This window comes from Streptococcus castoreus DSM 17536 (genome assembly GCF_000425025.1).
GTDB lineage: Bacteria > Bacillota > Bacilli > Lactobacillales > Streptococcaceae > Streptococcus > Streptococcus castoreus.
In genome coordinates, this window is record NZ_AUKZ01000012.1 from 19300 (window position 1) to 42405 (window position 23106).

A 23106-nucleotide genomic window follows, 5' to 3' on the forward strand; every position below is an offset into this window, starting at 1 on the left:
CTTAACCCTCTTCTTTTGTCAATGTTAAATAAATGTCGTTAAGACTAGCTGAAACATCCCCAAAAGCTTCTTGCAACTCTGTTAATGTCCCCTGAGCACGGACTTGACCATGGTGCAAAATCACAAAGCGATCACACATTTTTTCAGCAGAGTCAAGCACATGAGTACTCATCAAAATAGACTTCCCCTTTGCTTTTTCAACTTCCAGAGCCTGAATCAGATCTGAAATCGCTAGTGGATCCAAACCCAAAAATGGCTCATCGAGGATAAATAAACTAGGATCAATCACAAAAGCACAAATGATCATAACCTTTTGCTTCATCCCCTTAGAAAAGTGAACCGGAAACCAGTCCAATTTATCGGTCAAGCGAAATAGGTCCAAAAAAGGCTCCGCTCGTTTTTGAGCAACTTCCAAATCAACATCATAAGCCATCGCAACCGTCTTAATGTGCTCAGCTAAAGTCAATTCTTCATAAAGACTTGGGGTTTCAGGAATAAAGCCAATTTTTTTACGGTAAGCTGCTGCATTCTCTGACAAGGTTAATCCGTCAATAGAGATACATCCTTTGTAAGGTTTTAAAAAACCAATAATTTCATTGATTGTTGTTGATTTCCCAGCACCATTTAAACCAATTAAACCAACTAATTCCCCATTCCCAACAGAGAATGAGACCTCTTTCAAAACTGGAATATTCAAGTACCCCCCAGTTAGATTTTCAATGTTTAACATATAATTTCTTTCTAGTTTTTGATATACTTATAGTACATTATAACAAATTCAAGCAGAGAAGGTAACATAAAATGGAAAATTGTATTTTTTGCAGCATCGTTCAAGGAGATATTCCTTCCTCTAAAATTTATGAAGACGAGCAAGTCCTCGCTTTTTTAGATATTTCGCAAACAACACCTGGCCATACATTAATAATTCCTAAAACCCATGTCCGAAATGTGCTAGAAATGGATGCCAAAACAGCTAGTCAACTGTTTTCTCGTGTCCCTAAAATCGCACGTGCTATCCAAGCGGCCACCGGAGCTCCTGCTATGAATATTATTAATAACAATGAAGCATTAGCTGGTCAGACTGTTTTCCATGCACACATTCACTTCATTCCTCGTTACGATGAAAAAGATGGCATCTCTATTCAATACACCACTCATGAGCCTGATTTCCCTGCTTTAGCAACACTTGCAGCGCAAATTCGTCAGGAGGGTCTTTCATGAAAGCAAGATCTCTTGTAGCCATCGGACTTCTCTCTTTGACAGCCTACAAAATTTACCAAAAACACCATAACTTAAAAAAATTTTGGAACATGTGTAAAAACTCCAAAGAAGCCATTCAATCTGATATTAACGAGATCCAAACAGATCTTGCAGTCATTCAACATCAAGGCAGAGTTATTCAAAATATTAGTAAAGATTTAACCTATAACTGGCGGGGTTTTAGTCAAGAAACTCAAGCACAGTTAACAGAAATCCAAGACCGTATAATCAAGTTCCAGAGGGATTCTGACGCCGCTATCTAATCCAAAAAATTCTCTGCTCTAGACAGCAGTCATGACAAAAGATACCCAAATCTCTATCTTGGGTATCTTTTCTTTATTTTTAAGGAACAGGAGTAACTGCATTTGCAGTCCCCGAGGAATTTGCGGAACCATCAGCAATTGGCGCTTCTGGTTGGGGCGTTGGCGTAGCAGGGGTTGTATTAGAACTGCTAGGACTCGAACTTTGGTCAGTTGTTTTCCCCTGATAACTTGGACCAGTATCTGTCCCGCTTGAACTTGAGTAAGTAGAATATTGACTATTTGTGTCTGAATAAGAAGAGCCTTGACCTGAGAAATCATAACTATTATCCGCTGCCTGTCCCTTCGTTGAACCGTAAAGATTTTCATAAACGGTTGCACTCGTCTTTAACTGTGTTACTTTATGAAGACCTAGTTCAGCACGAATACGATTTTGTGTTTCCAAAAGATGCTCTGTTGTCACAATTTGGTAGGAACCACCATCTGATAAGGTCGCATCTTCACCTTTCAACTGGTAGGTTTTGATATTTTTCAAAGCATCACGATAACCTAGCAGACTTGGAATGGTACGTGATGAAATTTCGATATTAGTCTGCATATTGCCGCTAACAGCAGATAAAATTTTACGGTAGGAACTAAGGCTGTCTAAAGCAAGGATTTTCTTCAGCACTTTTTGAATCACTTCCCGTTGGCGTTTTTGTCTCCCATAATCCCCTTCGGGATCATCATACCTCATACGAGCATACACCAAAGCCTGCTCACCATTAATTTTATGCGTTCCTGGAGCAACAGTGGCTTGATATTCAGGTTCATTTTCTGCAATCGAAATTGGGTAAGTAAAATGATTGGTCACCGTTATGCCGCCAACAGCATTAACCAAATCAACGAGTCCTTGCATATTAATTTGAACGTAATTGTCAATCGTAATATTCAAAAGATCTTGAACAGTCATGATAGCCATTTGAGCACCACCAGCTGCATAGGCAGCATTTAACTTAGCTTCAACACCATTCCTGTCATTATTCTTGGGTCCCGTCAAGGTAACTAATATATCACGCTCTAAGCTAGTCATCGTCGTTTTTTTCGTTTCAGGATTGACCGTTACCAAAATCATAGAATCACTGTTTCCCTCCCATTTGGAAGTTCGTTCCGAAGACCCTGTATCGACTCCCATTAGTAGGATTGAAAAAGATTTCGTTTGCTTAATGGCATCGCTTTTCTTTGAAGACGTCGAGAAATCTTTAAAGGTTTTTGATAATTCCCCTGTCGAGAAAGTATAGGCACTGGTCAAGTAAACACCTACGGCTAAGACAGTTGTTAACACAATAGCTGTCAGCATTAAAACTATTTTTTTTCCAATTTTCATTAATCCACTTCTTGACTTAACTGATTACGCATACGGTAAACGTCTAAATCATCTCCCTCTTTTGATTTAACATCCTTTTTCTGAATATTTTCAACACGAAAACCATACTTCTCGTAAAGATGTATCGCTCTGCTATTTCGCACTTGAACCTCTAACTGAAGAGCCATTACATAAGGATTTTCCCATGCCCAGTCAAGAGCGACTTCTAACAAAAGTTGACCTATTCCATAACCACGATAAGACTTTGTAACTAACATAAAAAGATCTGCTTGAACTTGCTTTTGCTCAGTAACTTCTCCTGAAAGGTTTAAAAGACCAATCACCTTGTTATCAAGCTTGGCTAATAAACAAAAATCTATGACGGAATCTTGACTACGTGCCAGAAAAACCTCTAGTTGCTCCGGACTAGCATGTAAAATAGACTCAACGCCTGTAATATAGTCGGTCTCATCAGCTGCTTCTTTAATTAGGGAAAGAACCCCTTGTGCATCTTGTGGCGAGCCTTCTTCAATCATTACCAACTGCTCAGCCATGTTTTATTGTCTCTAACAACATTTTAGAACGAGATCCATGCGTCAAAAAGTCAAGCTGACGACCATCTCCTTGCTTTGTAATGATAATTTCCAAATAATCATCCAAAACACCTGCTCCTAGTAACTCTCCCCACTCAATAACTGTAACACCACTACCAAAGAGAAAATCATCCAAGTCAATCGAATCTGAGTCATCACCAATTCGGTAAACATCCAGATGATAAAGAGGAACACGACCATCATACTCTCGAACAATAGTATAGGTGGGGCTTTTAATCATTTGACTAATTCCTAACCCCTTAGCAATCCCTTTAGTAATTGTCGTCTTACCAGCCCCCAAGTCACCCGTTAAAACAATGACATCTCCAGCTATCAAATGGCTACCAATTTCTTGCCCGTAGGCAACAAGGCTATTTTCATTCTCACTATAAAACATAAAAACATTATATCAGAAAAAAAAGAGACTTCCAAGCGTCACCTTAATTCCAACCAAAATAAACAACCCATTTATTTTCCCATCTCTACTACCATGAAATACGGCTACAAAAAACACCTCTCGGACGGGTTATTCATAGCCTGCCGATGAGATGTCAATTAAATATTAAGTTGCTTGTTTTCTTACCTTAGATGACAGCAAGAATAACAAAGTTTAAAACAAACAAGGCGGTTGCGCCCCAAAGTATTGGGTGAATATCAGTTGCTTTGCCTTTGACAATTTTAACAAGACAATAGAAAATAAAGGCGCCAGCAATACCATACGAAATTGAATAACAAAGAGCCATAAAGAAAGCGGCAAAAAAGGCTGGAAGAGCATCTTCAAAATTGCTCCAATCAACATCAAGGAACGATGAAACCATCATCACACCAACAATAATAAGAGCTGGTGCTGTTGCTGCTGCCGGTACAATTCCAACAAGCGGCAATAAAAGAGTTGATAAAAGAAAACATATTGCTGTTGAAACAGCAGTGAGACCCGTGCGTCCACCCTCAGCAATACCTGCTGCCGACTCCACATAAGTGGTTGTATTGGATGTTCCAAATAAAGCACCAATAGACGTTCCAATAGCATCTGCAAAAAGAGCACGATCCATTTTTGAACTAAATCCTGTGCTGTTTTCAAGAGCATTCTCGTCTTCTTGGGAGAAGATACCAGTACGACGACCTGTTCCAATAAAAGTTCCGATAGTATCAAAAGTGTCTGATAAACTAAAGGCAAAAATCGTCATCAAAACAAGTGGCAAGCGACTTGAATCACTAAAAAGCGATCCCATACCAGCAAAGGCTGCCAAGAAAGTTGTCCCAAGTTCTGAAAAAGCGGTACTAATGTGGTTGCCTCCAAAATTGATTGTAGATAGGTCCACTACCCCCATCGGAATTCCCACAACAGTTGTCACGACAATGCCAACTAAAATGGCACCACGAACATTCCTAATTACAAGAACTGCCGTCAAAAGTAACCCAAAAAGAGCTAATAAAACACTTGGATCAGTAAAATTTGAAATGGCTGGTACAACACCACCGTTGGCATTGACAGAAAGAATTCCCTTTGTAAATGTTTTAGCAGTAGCCTTGGCTGGCTCAACACCGTTAACACTAATAATATTAGCAGCCGAAGCAGAAAAGGTAATAATATTAGCATTTTTAAACCCTAAATAGGCTACAAAAACGCCAATCCCGCCACCAATAGCGTGCTGTAAACTAACTGGAATAGCTTTAATAATACTTTTACGAAATTTAGTAACTGTAATAAAAATATTAAATAAACCGCAGATAAAAACCATAGCTAAGGCTTCTTGCCATGAAAATCCTAGTCCAAAAACAACCGTATAGGTAAAGAAAGCGTTAAGCCCCATCCCCGGTGCCAAAGCATAAGGGACATTAGCAAACAATCCCATGATTAACGTTGAGAGAGCTGCTGCAATAATGGTTGCCAAAAAGACGGCTTTAGAGGGCATCCCTGCTGCACTAAGGATGCTAGGATTTACAAATAAGATATAAGACATCGCAAAGAAGGTCGTTAAACCAGCCATAATCTCTGTTGAGATACTTGTCCCATTTTCTTTTAAACTAAAAAATTTTTCCATTTGAATGGAGTCTCCTTAACTAATTATGGGTGACATTAAAAAACTCTTATCCAGTAAAGATAAGCTTCTTTTTCCAAATCACCCGTCGTTACACGAACGATATATTCATTATAACACTTTATTGTTCATGTTTCAATGTTTTTTTGGTCGTTTTGTGATTTCAGAAGTGAATTTTGTTATAAATTGATAAACAAATAGGTTTTACCTATCTTTTCGCTTTAACTTAAGCTAAAATTTGCTATAATTTAGCTATGACTAAAAAAATAATTGCAATTGATTTAGATGGCACTTTGTTGCACCGTGACAACACCATCTCTACCTACACTCAAAAAACCATTAAAGCCGTTCAAGCTAAAGGACATCATGTGATTATCTCAACTGGTCGCCCTTATCGTATGGCTCTAGGCTATTACTTACAACTTGAGCTAAAAACACCAATAATCACTTTTAACGGCTCGTTAACGCATCTTCCAGAGCAAAAGTGGAACTATGAGCATAATGTGACTTTGGATAAGAACTACCTGTTAAAACTCTTAGAATTCCAAGATGATTTTCAAATGGATTTTATTGCCAGTGAATACCGAAAAAATTTCTATGTGACAATGGACAGACCAAAAAGTATTAATCCTCAACTTTTTGGCGTTGAAATGATTACTCCAGCCATGACTTTAGAAATTGCTAAGATCACCCGAAATCCAAATGCCCTGTTGACACAAACCTACCACGAAGATAAGTATGCGTTAGCAAAAGACATGCGTACCTTCTTCAAGAATGAAATTGAAATTGATTCTTGGGGCGGTCCCCTCAACATTCTAGAGATTTCGCCCAAAGATATTAATAAAGCATACGCTCTCAATTACCTACTAGGTATTTATAACATGGATAAGAAAGATCTAATCGCTTTTGGTGACGAACACAACGATACAGAAATGCTAGCTTTTGCCGGAACAGGCTATGCGATGAAAAATGCCAGTCCTGTTCTACTTCCCTATGCCGATCAACAGCTTGATTTTTCAAACGAAGAAGATGGGGTTGCTAAAAAGTTAGAAGAGCTTTTTTTATAAAAGAAAACGAAACCACTGTTTTTCTGAAAATAGTGGTTTTTTGTCTGTCATATCTTCTCAAAATGTGAAATATTTTCTAATAATTTCACCATTTTTCCGTATGTTTTGCTTTTTATACTGCATAAAAAACCTTTAATAGCAATAGTTTACCTACTTAACTCTAAATTCTGAAAATTTTTTCATGTTTTGTAATATTTTTCCGAAAGGGCTTGATTTTTTAGTGAAAACGTTTTAAAATAGAGACGTTCTTGAATTTCGTTTAAGTGAAAAAGAATTGCCAAATGTTTTTGGAAGGAGATTATTCTTCTTCATTTCAACGAAAAATAAAATTAAGGAGGAAGAACAAGAATGGGTATCGGTATTATTATTGCCAGCCATGGTAAATTTGCTGAAGGTATTCATCAATCTGGTTCTATGATTTTTGGCGAACAAGAGAAAGTACAAGTTGTTACTTTCATGCCAAATGAAGGACCTGATGATTTGTATGGGCACTTCAACAATGCTATCGCACAATTTGATGCTGATGATGAAATCCTTGTACTAGCTGACCTTTGGAGTGGTTCTCCATTTAACCAGGCTAGTCGTGTGGCAGGAGAAAATCCTGACCGCAAAATGGCTATCATCACTGGTCTCAACTTGCCAATGCTTATTCAAGCTTACACTGAACGTCTGATGGATGCTGGTGCAGGTGTTGAACAAGTTGCCGCAAACATCATCAAGGAATCAAAGGACGGCATTAAAGCCCTTCCTGAAAACCTTAACCCAGTTGAAAAAGCAGCCACAACAGAAAAAGTTGCTAATACACTTCAAGGAGCTATTCCTGCTGGAACTGTCATCGGAGATGGCAAATTAAAAATCAACCTTGCTCGTATTGACACTCGTCTTTTACATGGTCAAGTTGCAACAGCATGGACTCCAGCTTCTAAGGCTGACCGTATCATTGTTGCTTCTGATGAAGTCGCCCAAGACGATCTTCGTAAACAATTAATCAAACAGGCTGCACCTGGTGGGGTTAAAGCTAACGTTGTTCCAATCAGTAAATTGATTGAAGCTTCTAAAGATCCTCGTTTTGGTAACACACACGCACTTATTCTTTTCCAAACCCCTCAAGATGCCCTTCGTGCAGTTGAAGGCGGTGTCAAGATTGAAGAGTTGAATGTTGGTTCAATGGCTCACTCGACTGGTAAAACAATGGTTAACAACGTTTTGTCTATGGATAAAGACGATGTTGCCACATTTGAAAAATTACGTGACTTAGGCGTTACATTCGACGTCCGTAAAGTACCTAACGATTCTAAGAAAAATCTATTTGAACTTATCCAAAAAGCTAACATCAAATAGGTTCAGACATGACAAGTTTTTTAAAACGATAACTAGCTAACTCGTTAGCTACTAACTGGTTCGTTTATTACACTTTGAAAGGATTACAAAATGTCAGATATTTCAATTATTTCTGCAATTTTGGTCGTAATCGTTGCCTTCTTCGCTGGTCTTGAAGGTATCCTCGACCAATTCCAATTCCATCAACCTCTTGTTGCATGTACTTTAATCGGTCTTGTAACAGGACACCTTGAAGCAGGTGTTATCCTTGGCGGTACACTTCAAATGCTTGCTCTTGGTTGGGCAAACATCGGTGCTGCCGTTGCTCCTGATGCTGCACTGGCTTCTGTGGCTGCTGCTATCATCATGGTTAAAGGTGGTGATTTCACTCAAAAAGGAATTACCTTTGCATACTCAACAGCTATTCCTCTTGCAGTTGCGGGTCTTTTCCTTACAATGATCGTTCGTACGTTGTCAACTGCCCTTGTACATGCTGGGGACAAAGCTGCTTCTGAAGGTGACTTCACAGGTGTTGAACGTTTCCACTTTGTTGCGCTTCTTCTTCAAGGGTTACGTATTGCAATCCCAGCAGCTCTTCTAGTTGCTGTACCAACTTCAGCAGTACAATCTGTTTTGAATGCTATGCCAAACTGGTTGAACGAAGGTATGCAAATCGGTGGTGCTATGGTTGTTGCTGTAGGTTATGCTATGGTTATCAACATGATGGCTACGCGCGAAGTATGGCCATTCTTCGCACTTGGTTTTGCTCTTGCAGCTATCAGCCAATTAACACTTATTGCTATGGGTGTTATCGGTGTTGCAATTGCCTTCATCTACCTTAACCTTTCTAAAAAAGGTGGCAACGGTGGTGGCTCAGCAGGTTCAGCTGATCCAATCGGCGACATCTTAGAAGACTACTAGAAAGGGGTAAGAAACAAATGACTGAACAAATTAAATTAACTAAATCAGACCGTCAACGTGTTTGGTGGCGTTCACAATTCTTACAAGGTTCTTGGAACTACGAACGTATGCAAAACATGGGTTGGGCTTATGCACTTATCCCTGCTCTTAAAAAATTGTATACCAGTCCAGAAGACCGTGCTGCTGCTCTTGAGCGCCACATGGAATTCTTTAACACTCACCCATACGTTGCTGCTCCAATCATTGGTGTAACACTTGCCCTTGAAGAAGAACGCGCGAATGGTACTCCAATCGATGACAAGGCTATCCAAGGGGTTAAAATCGGTATGATGGGACCTCTTGCTGGTATCGGTGACCCAGTATTCTGGTTTACAGTACGTCCTATCCTTGGTGCTCTTGGTGCTTCTTTAGCTCAAGCTGGTAACATCGTTGGTCCACTTCTCTTCTTCTTCGGATGGAACATCATCCGTATGGCATTCTTATGGTATACTCAAGAATTTGGTTACAAAGCTGGTTCTGAAATTACGAAAGACATGTCAGGTGGTATCCTTCAAGACATCACCAAGGGTGCTTCAATACTTGGTATGTTTATCCTTGCAGTACTCGTTCAACGTTGGGTATCCATCAACTTCACCATCGATCTTCCTGGTAAACAATTAGCAGAAGGGGCTTATGTGATGTTCCCAGAGGGACCTGTTAAAGGGGCAGAACTAAAAGGTATCCTTGGACAAGCCCTCAGTGGAATGAGCCTTGACAAAGTTCAAGCTCAGACGCTTCAAGGTCAGTTGAACTCACTTATTCCAGGTTTAGCTGGATTGCTTCTTACATTCCTTTGCATGTGGCTATTGAAGAAAAAAGTTTCTCCAATCGCAATTATCGTTGGTTTGTTTGCATTTGGTATCCTTGCTCACCTTGCACATATTATGTAAGCATTTAAAAAGTAGTCTGAGACTTAGTTCTTAGGCTACTTTTTTCCAACTTATTAGGAGAAAAGTCCCCTAAAATATGGTATAATAACTTCACTTAATAAGTGAAAGGAAATGAAATGGCTCAATCTTTAAACACAAGTGTTGAATACCAAACAAAAGCTTTATCTTATCTGGGCATGGGAGGCAAAGTTGGGCAAATCTTACTCGGTGACAAAGCTCTTGAATTTTATAACGACAAAAACGTTAATGACTATATTCAAATCCCTTGGACATCAATTAATAAAATTGGTGCCAACGTTAGCCGAAACAAAGTAAGTAGACACTTTGAAGTCTTTACTGATCAAGGAAAATTCCTCTTTGCCTCGAAAGATTCTGGCAGGATTTTAAAAATCACTCGAAACCACATCGGCAATGACAAGGTGGTTAAACTCCCAACACTTATTCAACTCATTATCAAAAAAATCACTGGAAAAGGGTAAATCTTTACTTTTAAATTTACATCTCTTTTGATTTCATGTATAATAATTTTAACGGATAAGTAGTATATTTTCTCCTTTCAGAAAGTCTGCGGTGGTTGTGAGCAGATAGGGAATCTGTATGAAATTCTACCGTGTTTCAATTAAATACTAATTAAGTGCACAGATTGTGAAGCTGGATGGAACCGCGCCAAAGCGCTCCAGCATTTTCATAAGCTGTGCTTTTATTATCGTTCAATAGGAAAGGTGTTTGCCTAGTCCTTCTTCACTGGCTACTATTAGTGACTATATTAAAGGAGTTTATTTATGCTAGATCTTAAACGTATTCGTACTGATTTTGATGCTGTCGCAGCCAAATTAAAAACGCGGGGCATCTCAGAAGATACCCTCACTCAACTCAAGGAATTTGATGAAAAACGTCGTGCCCTTTTAGTCCAATCAGAAGAATTAAAAGCTGATCGAAACATTACTTCTGCTGCGATTGCCCAAGCTAAACGTCAAAAAGAAGATGCCAGCCAACAAATTGCTGACATGCAAAAAGTTTCTGCTGACATTAAGGTAATTGACAGTCAACTAGCTGATATTGATCAAAAAGTCACTGATATTGTTACAGGTTTGCCAAATACACCGCATGACTCTGTTCCAGTAGGTACTGATGAAAAAGACAATGTAGAAGTGCGTCGTTGGGGAATTCCGCGTGACTTTGATTTCGAAGTCAAAGCACACTGGGATCTTGGCGAAAACCTTGATATTTTAGACTGGGAACGCGGGGCAAAGGTAACTGGTACTCGTTTTCTATTCTACAAAAATCTTGGTGCCCGCTTGGAACGTGCTCTTTATAATTTCATGCTTGATGAACACATTAAAGAAGGTTACCAAGAAATCATTACACCGTACATGGTGAACCATGACTCTATGTTCGGAACCGGACAATACCCTAAATTTAAAGAAGATACCTTTGAATTAAGAGATACCAATTTTGTCCTTATTCCAACAGCAGAAGTTCCACTAACGAATTACTATCGTGGTGAAATTCTAGACAGCAAAGAATTACCAATCTCTTTTACAGCTATGAGTCCATCATTTCGTTCCGAAGCTGGTTCTGCCGGTCGTGATACACGTGGTCTTATCCGCCTTCACCAATTCCATAAAGTTGAAATGGTAAAATTTGCTAAACCTGAGGACTCTTATGACGAGTTAGAGAAAATGACTGCCAACGCTGAAAATATTCTTCAAAAGCTTGAATTGCCATACCGTGTCTTGGCACTTTGTACAGGCGATATGGGCTTCTCTGCTGCTAAAACTTACGATTTGGAAGTTTGGATTCCTGCTCAAAACACCTACCGTGAAATCTCCTCTTGTTCAAATACCGAAGATTTCCAAGCCCGTCGTGCACAAATCCGTTACCGTGACGAAGCCGATGGTAAGGTTAAACTTCTTCACACCCTCAATGGATCTGGGCTTGCTGTTGGACGTACCGTGGCTGCTATTTTAGAAAATTATCAAAATCAAGATGGTTCCGTAACAGTTCCAGAAGTTCTTCGTCCATATATGGGTGATGTAGAAGTTATCACACCAAATAAATAAGTCGTCTTTCAAGTTTAGGCTTAAGAAAAATCCACTTTGGATATAATTCTCTTAAGCCTTTTTTATTTCCCTGAGAAAATTAAAAACTCCTAAAAATGCTGTTATCCTCACATCTCTAAGAGTTCGTATCATTTCCTGGAAAACTAGCTAGCTACAAAGAGAGTCCCTCATTCTAAACCAATAATAATTCTTAGTTTTCCTTTAACAATTTAGTCTAGTGGACTCAAGAACATTGAGGCAAAATTAATTCCATGCTCCCATTTTATCGAAAACCAAAACACCGAAAATCCTTTTCTCAAATTGATTAGTATTTACGAAAACGTTGATAGCGTTCTTCTAATAATTGCTCTAATGGTTTGCTTTGTAATTTTACCACCTCTTCAACCAAATGATTCTTAATCATCTCAACAATTTCGCTGGAAAAGTAGCCACGTTCTGGAATAATACGATCCACTATCCCCATTTGGTAAAGTTCGCCCGCTGTAATCTTCATCAATTCAGCAGCCTCTGTCGCCCTTGAGCCATCTTTCCACAAAATAGAGGCAAAACCTTCTGGGCTAAGAACCGCATACATGGTATTTTCTAACATCCACACTTGGTCAGCAACTGCCAAAGCTAGGGCTCCTCCAGAGCCCCCTTCACCAATAATAACAGCGATGATCGGAACCTTGAGGTTACTCATTTCCATCAAGTTTTTGGCAATGGCCTCGCCTTGACCTCGCTCTTCAGCACCAACACCTGGATAGGCACCCGCTGTATTGATAAAAGTGATAACTGGACGACCAAATTTCTCTGCTTGTTTCATTAAGCGCAAGGCTTTGCGATAGCCTTCTGGATTAGGCTGACCAAAATTTCTAGCCAGATTATCTTGCAAATTTTTACCTTTTTGGATACCAATGACTGTAACCGGTTGACCAGCAAGATAAGCTAAACCTCCAACAATAGCCCTGTCGTCTGCAAAATAACGATCTCCATACAATTCTATAAAGTCATCAAAAATAAGAGTCGCATAATCCAAAGTCGTTAGTCGTCCTTGATCACGCGCTTCTTTTAAAACTCTTGATACATCTGTCATTGGCCACCTCCATGAAATGCTACCAAGTGGGCAATCTTGTCTCGCAACTCTGTTCGTTTCACAATAGCATCCACAAAACCATGGTCTTGTAAGAATTCTGCTTTTTGGAAATCATCTGGAAGATTTTCTCGAACTGTCGTTTCAATGACCCGACGACCTGCAAAGCCAATTAAAGATTGTGGTTCTGCTAAGATAATATCCCCTCCCATAGCAAAACTCGCGGTCACACCTCCTGTTGTTGGGTCTGTTAAAATGGTCAGGTAGAACAAACCAGCATTAGAATGCCTTTTTACAGCCGCAGAAACCTTAGCCATTTGCATCAAGCTCATAATTCCCTCTTGCATACGAGCACCACCAGAAGCTGTAAAAATCACAACAGGTAGTTTTTCTACCGTAGCAAGTTCAAAAAGACACGTTAATTTTTCACCCACAACACTTCCCATACTCGCCATAATAAACCGAGAATCCATAATTGCTAAAGCAATTTTCCGTCCCTTAATCAAAGCTTTCCCAGTTACGACTGCCTCATGTAGACCTGTTGTTTCCTTGGCTTTTTGTAACTTTTCTTGATAACCTGGAAAATGCAGCGGATCCTTGGTTTCAATAGTGGTAAATAATTCTTGAAAAGAACCGTCGTCGACCGTTAAAGCTAAACGTTCTTGAGCAGAAATTCTAAAATTGTAAGAACAGGTTGGACAAATCTTAGCCAAACCCAAGTCTTTTTTATAAATCATATGCTTACAAGCCGGGCATTGGGCAAAAAGTTCATCTGGAACTGCTGGAATGTTATGACCAATCGATCCTTTAAGAAAATTGTTTGGAGTGATACGGATGTATTTATCTTTTTTACGAAATAAGGCCATACAATCTCCTAATTGTTATTGTAATTTGGTAAAAACGTCTCCACCAAAAAAGAGGTGTCATAATCTCCTGCAATTACTCGCTTATCTGAAATCAAATCCAATTGGAAATCCGTATTGGTAACAATCCCGTCAATTTCCAATTCAAACAAAGCGCGTTGCATTTTCATAAGAGCATCAAAACGACTGTTTCCATGCACAATAATTTTAGCAATCATACTATCATAGTATGGTGGGATGACATAACCACCATAAACAGCCGAATCAACGCGCAAACCAACACCCCCACTTGGTAGGTACAACTCAGTAATCTTACCCGGACTCGGAGCAAAATTAAAGGCAGGATTCTCAGCATTGATACGACACTCGATCGCATGCCCTGTAATTGTTATTTCTTCTTGGCTAACCGATAAGGGATGTCCCGCGGCAATTTTGATTTGTTCTTTAACAATATCAACACCCGTCACAAATTCAGTGACAGGATGTTCAACTTGAATGCGAGTATTCATTTCCATAAAATAGAATTCACCGCTAGATTCATCCAATAAAAACTCAATGGTTCCTGCATTTTCGTAGGCAACAGCTTGTGCAGCACAGACAGCCGTCTCTCCCATACGCTGACGTAAAGTGGCTCCAATAGCAATCGATGGGCTTTCTTCCAAAACTTTTTGATTATGGCGTTGCAAGGAACAGTCACGTTCGCCCAAATGGATAATGTTACCTTGAGAATCCCCCAAAATTTGGACCTCAATATGTCTAGCAGGAGAGATAACTTTTTCAAGATACATGGCACCATTTCCAAAAGCACCTAAGGCTTCTTGACTAGCAGCATTGAAAGCGGCTTCCAAATCTGCTTCTGATTCGACCTTACGGATTCCCTTACCGCCACCACCAGCTGATGCTTTAAGCATAACAGGATAACCGATTTTGTCGGCAATGGCTAATGCTTCTTGGACACTATAAACTTCACCATCTGAACCAGGGATAACAGGTACGCCTGCCTTAAGCATTTCCGAACGAGCATTGATCTTATCACCCATTTTGTCCATTACTTCAGATGAAGGACCTATAAATTTAATATGCATCTCCTCACACATGGTGGCAAACTTTGAATTTTCACTTAAAAAACCAAACCCGGGATGAATCGCTTGGGCTCCTGTCACAATAGCTGCTGACAAGACCGAATTCATGTTAAGATAGGATTCTTTGGAACGAGCCGGTCCAATACAGATGGCTTCGTCCGCCAAAATCGTGTGCAGAGCTTCCTTATCCGCTTCCGAATAAACAGCGACTGTTGAAATCCCTAATTCTCGTGCCGCACGGATAATGCGTACTGCAATTTCACCACGATTGGCAATTAAGATTTTTTTAAACATAAGGTTTTATCCTCCGCAGAATTTTCATTATCATTGACCAAATGCAAAGGTTAATGTTCCACTTGCTGCTAGCTTGCCATCAACTTCTGCCTTGGCTTCAACGACAGCAATCGTATCACGGCGCTTGATAAACTTAGCCGTCATCACTAGCTGATCTCCTGGTACCACTTGCTTTTTAAATTTCACCTTGTCCATACCAGCATAAAACACCAATTTGCCTTTATTTTCATCTTTTGATAACTCTAAAACACCAGCGGTTTGCGCTAGGGCTTCCATAATGAGGACTCCTGGCATAACTGGATACTTCGGAAAATGCCCATTAAAAAAAGGTTCGTTAATGGTGACATTTTTAATGGCAACAATCTGATCTTCTGAAATCTCTAAGACACGGTCAACTAATAGCATTGGATAACGATGAGGCAAAGCTGCTTGAATCTCCCTAATATCCATCATTTGATACGCACCAACCCTTGTCCAAATTCAATAACCTCTTCGTTAGCAACCAAGATTTCTGTGACAATACCATCACATGGGGCAGGCACTTCATTCATTACCTTCATGGCTTCGATAATGATCAAGGTTTGCCCTTTTTTTACCGTATCACCAATAGCCACAAACGGTGGTTTATCTGGACTTGCAGCCAAATAAGCCACCCCGACTAGAGGACTTGCAACAATCTCTCCTTCAGCGACAACTGTTTCTACTTTCGATTCCTCAACAACGACTTCCTTAGTCGGGGCTGAGACAACAGCCTCTTGAACTGCTAGACTGGAAGTAACAGGTGGTTCCTGTGTAAATACAACTCGCTCTGAGCTTGGAGCAACCTGAACCAGTTGTTCATTCTTACTGAAGCTTAATGCGCTCTCACTTGTTTTGAATGAAAATTCACGTAAACTTGAAGTGTCAAATTGAGTCATCAAATCTTTAATTTCTTGGATTTCCAATTTAATCCTCCCAACGCTTAAAAGCTAATACTGCATTATGACCACCAAACCCAAAGGTATTGGAAAGGGCATACTTGATAGCTGTTTCTTTTCCCTGTCCAAAAATAACATTTGCTTCAATATCTTCTGACAAAGCCTGTGTACCAGCTGTCATTGGAACATAATTGTGACGCATCGCTTCAATGGTTGCAATCGCTTCAACAGCACCCGCTGCCCCAAGAAGGTGACCTGTAAATGATTTTGTTGATGAGACAGGAACCTCTTTCCCAAGAGTAGCCACAATCGCTTGACTTTCGCCCCTTTCATTAGCTGGCGTTGATGTTCCATGAGCGTTGACATAATGAACATCGCTTGCTTGAATACCCGCTTCCTTTAATGCCAAATGAATCGCCTTACGAGCTCCCAACCCTTCTGGATGGGGTGATGTCATATGGTAAGCATCACAAGTATTTCCATAACCAACTATTTCAGCTAAAATCGCTGCGCCACGTTCTTGAGCATGTTCAAGGCTTTCCAAAACAAGCATTCCTGCCCCCTCTCCCATAACAAAACCATTTCGATCCTTATCAAAAGGAATGGAACTGCGACTTGGATCTTCAGTTGTTGATAAAGCTGTCAAACTTTGAAAACCTGCAATAGCAAATTTAGTAATTGCAGCTTCTGAACCACCCACCATCATCACATCTTGTATCCCAAATTTAATAGAATGGAAGGCATCGCCAATAGCATCATTAGATGACGCACAGGCCGTATTGATAGATTTACAAACACCTTGCGCTTTTAATTTCATTGCGACATTTCCTGCTGCCATATTTGGCAAGGCTTTGGGCAAAGTCATTGGTTTCACACGCTTCGGTCCTTTTTCATACAGACGAATCACTTGTTCTTCAATTTCTTGAATACCACCAATACCTGAAGCAACAATAACACCAAAACGATCTGAATCAATACTATCAATATCCAAACCAGCATTTTCAACAGCTTCCATTGCTGCGTAAAGGGCATATAAAGAATACTTATCAAAACGGTTTAGATCTTTTTTTACGAAGTATTTATCGAATGGAAAATCTTGAATCTCTGCTGCATTTTTAACCGCATAATCGCTAGTGTCAAATGTTGTGATTGGACCTATTCCGATATGACCTGATCGCAAATTTGTCCAGAATGTCTTTGAATCATGTCCGATTGGAGATGTCAACCCATAACCCGTTACAACTACTCTTTTAAATGTCATTTCAATATCTCCTTTATTGCATTATCATACCGCCATCAATAGCGATAACCTGCCCGGTAATGTAATCTTGTTCTACTAAAAAACTTGCTAGTTGAGCAACTTCTTGTGTTTTCCCAATGCGTTTCATTGGAATTTGACCCAAAATTTGCTCCTGCATTTTTTCAGAAAGAGCAGCCGTCATATCCGATTCAATAAAACCAGGTGCAATAGCATTCACACGAATATTACGAGCTGCCACTTCACGAGCAACAGACTTAGTAAAACCAATGAGTCCTGCTTTAGAAGCAGCATAATTTGCCTGACCGACATTACCCGTTAAACCAACGACACTAGACACATTGATAATAGCTCCTTGGCGAGCCTTGATCATCGGTTTTAAAACGGATTGTGTCATGTTAAAAGCACCTGTCAAATTAATTTTCAAAACGCGTTCAAAATCTTCTTCCGTCATTTTGAGCATTAATTTATCATTAGTAATCCCAGCATTGTTAATCAAAACATCAACAGAACCCAAGATTTCAATAGCTTCACTAACCATACGTTTGGCATCTGAAGTCTCCGAAACATCTCCTGAAATGGTAGCGAGCTTAACACCATAGTCTGCAAAGTTTGCAACAAGTTCTTCTGAAATAGCAGAGCGACCATTCAAAACAATGTTAGCACCTAAACTGGCAAACTGATGCGCCATCGCTAAACCAATACCTCGTGTTGAACCTGTAATAAAGATATTTTTCCCTTTAATTTCCATGAGTTCCCTTTCTATCTAAAAACGAACATAGACTTACCATGTCTTCAATACTACGACATGGTAATTGTTTATCAATTTTCTTAAGAAAACCAGTTAAAACCTTACCCGGACCAATTTCAACGGCTTGGGTGATACCGTTTGTTGTCAAGGTCGCAATGCTATCATAGAAACGAACAGGCTCCATCACTTGACGGGCTAACAATTCTGGAATACGATCATTCTCCATAATACTAGCCTCAGTATTGCCAACAAGGGGCAATGTGAAATCGTTGAAGCTTAAATGCTCTAATTCCCTCGCCAATTGCTGGCCAGCCGGCTGAAGCAAAGCCGTGTGAAAGGGACCTGAAACATTCAGAGGAATTAACCGTTTTGCTCCCTTTTCTTTCAAGAATTCAACCGCTGCATTAACTGCTTTGATATGACCGCCAATCACAATTTGACTCGGTGTGTTGTAGTTAGCCGGAGAAACCACCCCAAATTTAGAGGCCCTGTAACAGGCTTCTTCAATGATTTGAGCATCTGTGTTCATTACCGCTACCATTTTCCCAGAGCCTGCTGGAACTGCTGCTTCCATAAACTGTGCTCTCTTAACCACTAAACGCAAAGTCTCTTCAAAAGAAAGAGCTCCTGATGCCACTAAGGCAGAATATTCTCCCAAAGAGAGTCCCGCAACCATATCTGCTTTAATACCATACAACCCTAAAACACGATAGATGGCAGTAGAGACTGTTAAAATAGCCGGTTGGGTATAGGCTGTTTGATTGAGTTTTGCCTCGTCCTCATCTATTAACCAACGTAAATCATATCCCAGTACTTGACTAGCTTGATCAAAAGTCTTACGAACAACAGTAAAATTATCGTAAAAATCTCTTGCCATCCCTAATTTTTGGGCACCTTGACCAGCGAATAAAAAAGCTGTTTTTGTCATCCTTATCATCCTTTGTGTTTCATTTATTTGATTAATGAAATAGCTTTCCAGCGTTTAGCCTCCTCTTGAATAACTTGAGCTGCACCATAATAAATATCTTTTAAGATCGTCTCACAACTTTCTTCCCTCTTGACAAGACCAGCAATCTGACCCGCCATGACAGAACCATTAACCACATCGCCATCCACAACTGCATTTCGAAGCGATCCTGCTCCCATCTCTTCAATATCTTCAGCTGTTTTTTGATTGCTCAAAAATTCTTTTTCAGCCTTGGCATAAGCCGAGGTCAATTTATTTTTTATAGAACGAACAGGATGACCAACCACCTGAGCAGAAATCACCGTATCAATATCCTTAGCTTTCAAGATTTTATCTTTAAACTTTTGATGAGCATTGGATTCTTTTGCCACAACAAAACGAGTCCCTACTTGAACAGCTTCAGCACCTAACATAAAAGCTGCCGCTGCACCACGACCATCAGCAATTCCGCCCGCTGCTATCACTGGAATGGAGACTGTTTCAACAACTTGTCTCACAAGGGTCATTGTTGTTAATTTACCAATATGACCTCCAGCTTCCATCCCCTCAGCGATAACCGCATCAACACCGAGTTTCTCCATACGTTTGGCAAGAGCAACACTTGGGACTACTGGAATCACAATAATACCTGCCTGATGCAAACGTTCCATATACTTACCAGGATTACCAGCCCCTGTCGTTACTACTTTAACCCCTTCTTCAATAACCAAATCAACAATATCATCGGCAAAAGGCGACAAAAGCATGATGTTAACTCCAAAAGGTTTATTGGTAATAGCTTTAACACGATTAATATTAGCTTTGACAACTTCTTTGGGTGCATTTCCACCACCGATAATTCCAAGACCACCAGCATTTGAAACAGCCCCTGCCAAATCACCATCAGCAACCCATGCCATACCTCCCTGAAAAATAGGATAATCAATGTTAAGTAATTCTGTAATAAGTGTTTTCATAATAACCTTCTATAAAAAGAAACGCAGAAATAGTTTGACACTCAAACTATTATAGTAAGAAGAAAGAGTGAGCTAGGTTCCAAAAAGGGTCTAATCTCACCCCAACAGTTTGACTAATGTCTATTGGCTTGTCTGTTCATGATAGGAATACAACCGCAATAATTTTCGCAAAATGCTACGACATCTCAACTAGCAATAAACTTTATTTTGTTTTTTCCTCAACATAGGCAACAAGGTCACCAACAGTATTCAGACCCTCTTCCGTCTCAATTTGAATATCAAAGGCATCTTCAATCTCTGAAATAACTTGGAAAACATCAAGCGAGTCGGCATCAAGGTCATCAAAAGTTGTTTCTAACGTTACCTCCTCTGCTTCCTTACCAAGTTCTTCTACAATAATTTCTTGCACTTTTTCAAATACTGCCATCTTATTTCTCCTTAAAAAATGTAAATTTATTTTTATAAATGTGCCAGGCACATGCTATAACTAGATTTTAACAATTAGACTTCCCCATGTCAAACCCCCACCAAAACCAGAGAGCAAGAGGTGTTGACTGCCGTCCAATTTAATTTTTTGATTTTGGACCGCCTCTGATAAGAGAATCGGGATACTAGCGGCACTGGTATTGCCATAATGCATCATATTCTCGAGGAATTTCTCTCGGGGGAAATCAATTTTTTGTGCCATTTTATCAAGAATACGGCGATTCGCCTGATGCAAAAGCAGGTAATCCAACTCATCTTTTGCTAAACCTGATTGCTCGATAATGGCTGAAATACTCTTTGAAACATCTCTAATCGCAAAATCAAAGATTGCCCGACCATCCATCTGGATACAAGGATTCAAAGATTTAAACTCAGAATAAGGGGATTTAAGACTATTTTGACCTGATGTCAAACTCTGTCCCCTAGAGCCATCTGTGTGTAAGGACTCCGCTAAAATATGCTTGTCTTGACTGGCCTCTAGCAAAACACCACCTGCCCCATCACCAAACAAAACAGCAGTGGTCCGATCCTCCCAATCAAGTAGTTTAGAGAGAGTCTCTGCCCCAATCACCACACCTTTTTGATAAGTTCCAGATGAAATAAGCTTATCAGCCACTGCCAAGGCAAATACAAAGCCACTACAGGCTGCGGTCATATCAAAGGCAAAAGCATTTATCGCACCTAAGGCCGCTTGAACTTTTGCTGCTGTTGATGGCATTGTGGCATCCGAACTAATGGTTGCTACAATAATAAAATCAATCGCACTAGCCTCTAACCCCGACTTAGTCAAGAGTTGCTCTGCGACTCTGACCGCCAAATCACTAGTTGTCTCATTCCTAGAAATATACCGCTCTGCGATCCCCGTTCGAGAAGAAATCCATTCGTGACTAGTATCCATAATTTTTGCCAAATCATCATTGGTCACTAGCTGTTTAGGAACATAGTGAGCCACCTGATTAATTTTTGAATAGACCATTTAAATCAAATCCTCCAAAAATTGATGTAGGTTCCCCAACCCACGCATCAGTGCTTGCATCTCGGCTTCACTCATATCAGCAATCACATGACCAACCATGTTCTTGTGAAATTTAGCATGAAGGCGATCCAAAAGACGCCCCCTTTTTGTTAGAGATAGATAAACAACTCGTCTATCTGAACTTGATCGTGTTCTTTCAATGTAACCCTTTGTTTCCAGCTTATTTAAACTAGTGGTTACCGTTCCTAAAGTTACCATTAGTTCTCTGGCAATATCACTTGGTGTCACTTGATTGTATTTTCCAATAATCTCAATAGTATGCATCTCCTTCAAAGAGACATCGCTAAACTGACTTGTCTTTAAGCTTATTTCTTCGATAATCAAAATACGATTGAAAATATCAACCAAATATTGATTAATTTTGTCATATTCCAAGTAAATACCTCCCCGCAAAAACTTTAACTGTCAAAGTATATCAAAGGTCAAAGTTTTTTGCAAGTCATCGTGATTACTTCCCTTGAAAATTCGGTCGCCTTCTCTCCCCATAGGCTCTGACACCCTCTTTGAAATCCTCTTTGAACGCTAATTCCTCCTGAATCTCAAGTTCTCTTTTCGCATAAACTTCCCAACCGGTAAAGAAGCTTTGCCAAACCAAGGCTTTCATTCCTACATAAGAATTTGAAGAACCACGCCTTAAACGTTTTAAGAGTTGGAGACAAACATTGTCTAGCTTATCTGACTTGGCTGTCCGGTAAACAAAGCCATAGTCAAGGGCTTTTTCCGCAGAAATCCCTTCACCAGTCATCACAAGATGTGTTGCACGATTTAATCCTACAGCACGAGTCAATAAGAATACCCCCCCTGCATCTGGTGCCAAACCAACATTGACAAATGCTTGGATAAATTTTGTCTGATCACTTGCAATACAAAAGTCAGCCGCCAAAGCGATGTTAAAAGCCGCACCAGCTACTGCTCCATCAGCACAAAGAATAACTGCTTTTGGTAGTTGTTTGATAGCAAACGAAATGTTTTGGACCAATTCAGCAATCTTAACCAAAGATTGCACATCGTCTTTTTCAACAGCATTCTGCATTTCAACCAAATCCCCACCAATGGAAAAAATTTTTCCTTTAGCTTTAATCATCAAAAATCGCACGGAGGTATTTTCTTTAGCTAATTGTAACGCTTTTAAGATTTCCTGACAGGTTGGAACATTAAACCCGTTGGAAACTTCCGGACGATTCAAGGTCAAGACAGCAAGATCATCTTCCATATCAAAAATGATATTTTTAAATGGCATACCAGTCCTCCTTTTTGCAAACTTATTTGACTGTAGAATAATTTGATAGTCAAATTATTTACTCGACTATCATACAATAGATCGCTAATTTTGACAAGGAAAAAATAAATTTTCTGAATAGAAAACGTTTTCTTCCTAGGCTGTAGTCGAAAGGCAAGTCATTATTTTTAATAAAAGCAGTCATCACCTACCAACTCCAATTCCAAAAGACATTCTCAAATTAGGACTATGAAAACGTTGGATTTCCCTTAAAGACTAAAAATAGTTGACGAAACAAAGCCAACATAAACTTTCTCTTCAACCTGATTCTTGTTTTTTATTTCAAAAAAAAAAAAAAACGTATGACTGACGGACAGTAACCGTTCAAAAATCATACGTTTTAAC

At 39.7% G+C, this 23106-nt stretch carries 25 protein-coding genes and 2 pseudogenes; 8 read left to right on the plus strand and 19 right to left on the minus strand.

Annotated elements, in window-relative coordinates; translation table 11 throughout:
- Position 1: 1 nt before the first annotated feature.
- Positions 2 to 730 carry an ABC transporter ATP-binding protein gene (locus H346_RS0104985; protein ID WP_027970116.1) on the minus strand — a complete coding sequence of 243 codons (729 nt, stop codon included), beginning with the start codon at positions 728 to 730 and terminating at the stop codon, positions 2 to 4.
- Between the two features lie 71 nt (positions 731 to 801).
- Here H346_RS0104985 and H346_RS0104990 point away from each other — a divergent pair, with 71 nt between their 5' ends.
- Both H346_RS0104990 and H346_RS0104995 read left to right on the plus strand, forming a co-directional pair.
- Complete coding sequence (locus H346_RS0104990; protein ID WP_027970117.1) at positions 802 to 1221, plus strand: HIT family protein; 420 nt, start codon at positions 802 to 804, stop codon at positions 1219 to 1221.
- Complete coding sequence (locus H346_RS0104995; protein WP_027970118.1) at positions 1218 to 1523, plus strand: hypothetical protein; 306 nt, start codon at positions 1218 to 1220, stop codon at positions 1521 to 1523. The genes H346_RS0104990 and H346_RS0104995 overlap by 4 nt, the downstream gene beginning before the upstream one ends.
- A gap of 79 nt (positions 1524 to 1602) precedes the next feature.
- On the opposite strand, the gene lytR is transcribed toward H346_RS0104995, so the two are convergent.
- The 4 genes from lytR to H346_RS0105015 form a co-directional block, all read right to left on the minus strand.
- The gene (gene lytR, locus H346_RS0105000) at positions 1603 to 2886 is read right to left on the minus strand and encodes a glycopolymer--peptidoglycan transferase LytR (RefSeq protein WP_027970119.1); all 1284 of its coding nucleotides are present in this window, start codon (positions 2884 to 2886) and stop codon (positions 1603 to 1605) included.
- Positions 2886 to 3419, minus strand: coding sequence for a GNAT family N-acetyltransferase (locus H346_RS0105005; protein WP_027970120.1), 534 nt, complete (start codon positions 3417 to 3419; stop codon positions 2886 to 2888). The genes lytR and H346_RS0105005 overlap by 1 nt, the downstream gene beginning before the upstream one ends.
- A complete protein-coding gene (tsaE, locus tag H346_RS0105010; RefSeq protein ID WP_027970121.1) occupies positions 3412 to 3855 on the minus strand; it encodes a tRNA (adenosine(37)-N6)-threonylcarbamoyltransferase complex ATPase subunit type 1 TsaE in 444 nt (147 codons plus the stop codon). The genes H346_RS0105005 and tsaE overlap by 8 nt, the downstream gene beginning before the upstream one ends.
- Before the next feature lie 187 nt (positions 3856 to 4042).
- On the minus strand, positions 4043 to 5503 hold the full coding sequence (locus H346_RS0105015) for an NCS2 family permease (protein ID WP_027970122.1): 1461 nt from the start codon (positions 5501 to 5503) through the stop codon (positions 4043 to 4045).
- 251 nt (positions 5504 to 5754) lie between these two features.
- Between H346_RS0105015 and H346_RS0105020 the strand changes: the two genes are divergently transcribed.
- From H346_RS0105020 to serS, 6 genes are all read left to right on the plus strand, one after another.
- The gene (locus tag H346_RS0105020) at positions 5755 to 6567 is read left to right on the plus strand and encodes a Cof-type HAD-IIB family hydrolase (RefSeq protein WP_027970123.1); all 813 of its coding nucleotides are present in this window, start codon (positions 5755 to 5757) and stop codon (positions 6565 to 6567) included.
- A gap of 348 nt (positions 6568 to 6915) precedes the next feature.
- On the plus strand, positions 6916 to 7908 hold the full coding sequence (locus H346_RS0105025; protein ID WP_027970124.1) for a PTS sugar transporter subunit IIB: 993 nt from the start codon (positions 6916 to 6918) through the stop codon (positions 7906 to 7908).
- Positions 7909 to 7998: 90 nt separating this feature from the next.
- Complete coding sequence (locus H346_RS0105030; RefSeq protein WP_027970125.1) at positions 7999 to 8808, plus strand: PTS mannose/fructose/sorbose transporter subunit IIC; 810 nt, start codon at positions 7999 to 8001, stop codon at positions 8806 to 8808.
- A gap of 17 nt (positions 8809 to 8825) precedes the next feature.
- Positions 8826 to 9737: a PTS system mannose/fructose/sorbose family transporter subunit IID gene (locus H346_RS0105035; protein WP_027970126.1), complete on the plus strand. Its 912-nt coding sequence runs from the start codon at positions 8826 to 8828 to the stop codon at positions 9735 to 9737.
- Positions 9738 to 9853: 116 nt separating this feature from the next.
- Entirely contained in the window at positions 9854 to 10216 is a 363-nt protein-coding gene (locus tag H346_RS0105040) for a DUF956 family protein (RefSeq protein WP_027970127.1), read from the plus strand.
- A gap of 303 nt (positions 10217 to 10519) precedes the next feature.
- Entirely contained in the window at positions 10520 to 11800 is a 1281-nt protein-coding gene (gene serS, locus H346_RS0105045; RefSeq protein WP_027970128.1) for a serine--tRNA ligase, read from the plus strand.
- Between the two features lie 304 nt (positions 11801 to 12104).
- Here serS and H346_RS0105050 read toward each other — a convergent pair whose 3' ends face one another.
- The 14 genes and pseudogenes from H346_RS0105050 to H346_RS0105110 all read right to left on the minus strand — a co-directional run bounded on the left by H346_RS0105050 (position 12105) and on the right by H346_RS0105110 (position 22722).
- Positions 12105 to 12875 carry an acetyl-CoA carboxylase carboxyl transferase subunit alpha gene (locus H346_RS0105050; protein ID WP_027970129.1) on the minus strand — a complete coding sequence of 257 codons (771 nt, stop codon included), beginning with the start codon at positions 12873 to 12875 and terminating at the stop codon, positions 12105 to 12107.
- Positions 12872 to 13738, minus strand: coding sequence for an acetyl-CoA carboxylase, carboxyltransferase subunit beta (gene accD, locus H346_RS0105055; RefSeq protein ID WP_027970130.1), 867 nt, complete (start codon positions 13736 to 13738; stop codon positions 12872 to 12874). Before accD ends, H346_RS0105050 begins: the two co-directional genes overlap by 4 nt.
- A gap of 8 nt (positions 13739 to 13746) precedes the next feature.
- Positions 13747 to 15111 (minus strand): acetyl-CoA carboxylase biotin carboxylase subunit, encoded by a 1365-nt coding sequence (gene accC, locus H346_RS0105060; protein ID WP_027970131.1) that lies wholly within the window; start codon positions 15109 to 15111, stop codon positions 13747 to 13749.
- Positions 15112 to 15141: 30 nt separating this feature from the next.
- A complete protein-coding gene (gene fabZ / locus H346_RS0105065; RefSeq protein ID WP_027970132.1) occupies positions 15142 to 15564 on the minus strand; it encodes a 3-hydroxyacyl-ACP dehydratase FabZ in 423 nt (140 codons plus the stop codon).
- Positions 15561 to 15806 (minus strand): annotated as a pseudogene (locus H346_RS11045) (acetyl-CoA carboxylase biotin carboxyl carrier protein); the annotation flags it as partial. The pseudogene H346_RS11045 and the gene fabZ, both read right to left, overlap by 4 nt.
- Positions 15807 to 15943: 137 nt before the next feature.
- Positions 15944 to 16055 (minus strand): annotated as a pseudogene (locus H346_RS11050) (acetyl-CoA carboxylase biotin carboxyl carrier protein); the annotation flags it as partial.
- A gap of 1 nt (position 16056) precedes the next feature.
- Positions 16057 to 17289, minus strand: coding sequence for a beta-ketoacyl-ACP synthase II (gene fabF / locus H346_RS0105075; RefSeq protein WP_027970134.1), 1233 nt, complete (start codon positions 17287 to 17289; stop codon positions 16057 to 16059).
- Between the two features lie 13 nt (positions 17290 to 17302).
- Complete coding sequence (fabG, locus tag H346_RS0105080) at positions 17303 to 18037, minus strand: 3-oxoacyl-[acyl-carrier-protein] reductase (protein WP_027970135.1); 735 nt, start codon at positions 18035 to 18037, stop codon at positions 17303 to 17305.
- Entirely contained in the window at positions 18027 to 18965 is a 939-nt protein-coding gene (fabD, locus tag H346_RS0105085) for an ACP S-malonyltransferase (protein WP_027970136.1), read from the minus strand. Before fabD ends, fabG begins: the two co-directional genes overlap by 11 nt.
- Before the next feature lie 23 nt (positions 18966 to 18988).
- A complete protein-coding gene (gene fabK / locus H346_RS0105090) occupies positions 18989 to 19960 on the minus strand; it encodes an enoyl-[acyl-carrier-protein] reductase FabK (protein WP_027970137.1) in 972 nt (323 codons plus the stop codon).
- Between the two features lie 202 nt (positions 19961 to 20162).
- Positions 20163 to 20387: an acyl carrier protein gene (locus tag H346_RS0105095; RefSeq protein ID WP_008086972.1), complete on the minus strand. Its 225-nt coding sequence runs from the start codon at positions 20385 to 20387 to the stop codon at positions 20163 to 20165.
- A gap of 60 nt (positions 20388 to 20447) precedes the next feature.
- Complete coding sequence (locus tag H346_RS0105100; RefSeq protein WP_027970138.1) at positions 20448 to 21422, minus strand: beta-ketoacyl-ACP synthase III; 975 nt, start codon at positions 21420 to 21422, stop codon at positions 20448 to 20450.
- The gene (gene fabT, locus H346_RS0105105; protein ID WP_027970139.1) at positions 21423 to 21857 is read right to left on the minus strand and encodes a fatty acid biosynthesis transcriptional regulator FabT; all 435 of its coding nucleotides are present in this window, start codon (positions 21855 to 21857) and stop codon (positions 21423 to 21425) included.
- Between the two features lie 73 nt (positions 21858 to 21930).
- Positions 21931 to 22722 carry an enoyl-CoA hydratase gene (locus H346_RS0105110; RefSeq protein WP_027970140.1) on the minus strand — a complete coding sequence of 264 codons (792 nt, stop codon included), beginning with the start codon at positions 22720 to 22722 and terminating at the stop codon, positions 21931 to 21933.
- Positions 22723 to 23106 lie beyond the last annotated feature (384 nt).

Excerpts from the sequence above, each read along its gene's own strand:
- H346_RS0104985 (WP_027970116.1), bottom strand. The coding sequence starts at position 730 with ATGTTAAACATTGAAAATCTAACTGGGGGGTACTTGAATATTCCAGTT.
- H346_RS0104990 (WP_027970117.1), top strand. The coding sequence starts at position 802 with ATGGAAAATTGTATTTTTTGCAGCATCGTTCAAGGAGATATTCCTTCC.
- H346_RS0104995 (WP_027970118.1), top strand. The coding sequence starts at position 1,218 with ATGAAAGCAAGATCTCTTGTAGCCATCGGACTTCTCTCTTTGACAGCC.
- lytR (WP_027970119.1), bottom strand. The coding sequence starts at position 2,886 with ATGAAAATTGGAAAAAAAATAGTTTTAATGCTGACAGCTATTGTGTTA.
- H346_RS0105005 (WP_027970120.1), bottom strand. The coding sequence starts at position 3,419 with ATGGCTGAGCAGTTGGTAATGATTGAAGAAGGCTCGCCACAAGATGCA.
- tsaE (WP_027970121.1), bottom strand. The coding sequence starts at position 3,855 with ATGTTTTATAGTGAGAATGAAAATAGCCTTGTTGCCTACGGGCAAGAA.
- H346_RS0105015 (WP_027970122.1), bottom strand. The coding sequence starts at position 5,503 with ATGGAAAAATTTTTTAGTTTAAAAGAAAATGGGACAAGTATCTCAACA.
- H346_RS0105020 (WP_027970123.1), top strand. The coding sequence starts at position 5,755 with ATGACTAAAAAAATAATTGCAATTGATTTAGATGGCACTTTGTTGCAC.
- H346_RS0105025 (WP_027970124.1), top strand. The coding sequence starts at position 6,916 with ATGGGTATCGGTATTATTATTGCCAGCCATGGTAAATTTGCTGAAGGT.
- H346_RS0105030 (WP_027970125.1), top strand. The coding sequence starts at position 7,999 with ATGTCAGATATTTCAATTATTTCTGCAATTTTGGTCGTAATCGTTGCC.
- H346_RS0105035 (WP_027970126.1), top strand. The coding sequence starts at position 8,826 with ATGACTGAACAAATTAAATTAACTAAATCAGACCGTCAACGTGTTTGG.
- H346_RS0105040 (WP_027970127.1), top strand. The coding sequence starts at position 9,854 with ATGGCTCAATCTTTAAACACAAGTGTTGAATACCAAACAAAAGCTTTA.
- serS (WP_027970128.1), top strand. The coding sequence starts at position 10,520 with ATGCTAGATCTTAAACGTATTCGTACTGATTTTGATGCTGTCGCAGCC.
- H346_RS0105050 (WP_027970129.1), bottom strand. The coding sequence starts at position 12,875 with ATGACAGATGTATCAAGAGTTTTAAAAGAAGCGCGTGATCAAGGACGA.
- accD (WP_027970130.1), bottom strand. The coding sequence starts at position 13,738 with ATGGCCTTATTTCGTAAAAAAGATAAATACATCCGTATCACTCCAAAC.
- accC (WP_027970131.1), bottom strand. The coding sequence starts at position 15,111 with ATGTTTAAAAAAATCTTAATTGCCAATCGTGGTGAAATTGCAGTACGC.
- fabZ (WP_027970132.1), bottom strand. The coding sequence starts at position 15,564 with ATGATGGATATTAGGGAGATTCAAGCAGCTTTGCCTCATCGTTATCCA.
- fabF (WP_027970134.1), bottom strand. The coding sequence starts at position 17,289 with ATGACATTTAAAAGAGTAGTTGTAACGGGTTATGGGTTGACATCTCCA.
- fabG (WP_027970135.1), bottom strand. The coding sequence starts at position 18,037 with ATGGAAATTAAAGGGAAAAATATCTTTATTACAGGTTCAACACGAGGT.
- fabD (WP_027970136.1), bottom strand. The coding sequence starts at position 18,965 with ATGACAAAAACAGCTTTTTTATTCGCTGGTCAAGGTGCCCAAAAATTA.
- fabK (WP_027970137.1), bottom strand. The coding sequence starts at position 19,960 with ATGAAAACACTTATTACAGAATTACTTAACATTGATTATCCTATTTTT.
- H346_RS0105095 (WP_008086972.1), bottom strand. The coding sequence starts at position 20,387 with ATGGCAGTATTTGAAAAAGTGCAAGAAATTATTGTAGAAGAACTTGGT.
- H346_RS0105100 (WP_027970138.1), bottom strand. The coding sequence starts at position 21,422 with ATGGTCTATTCAAAAATTAATCAGGTGGCTCACTATGTTCCTAAACAG.
- H346_RS0105110 (WP_027970140.1), bottom strand. The coding sequence starts at position 22,722 with ATGCCATTTAAAAATATCATTTTTGATATGGAAGATGATCTTGCTGTC.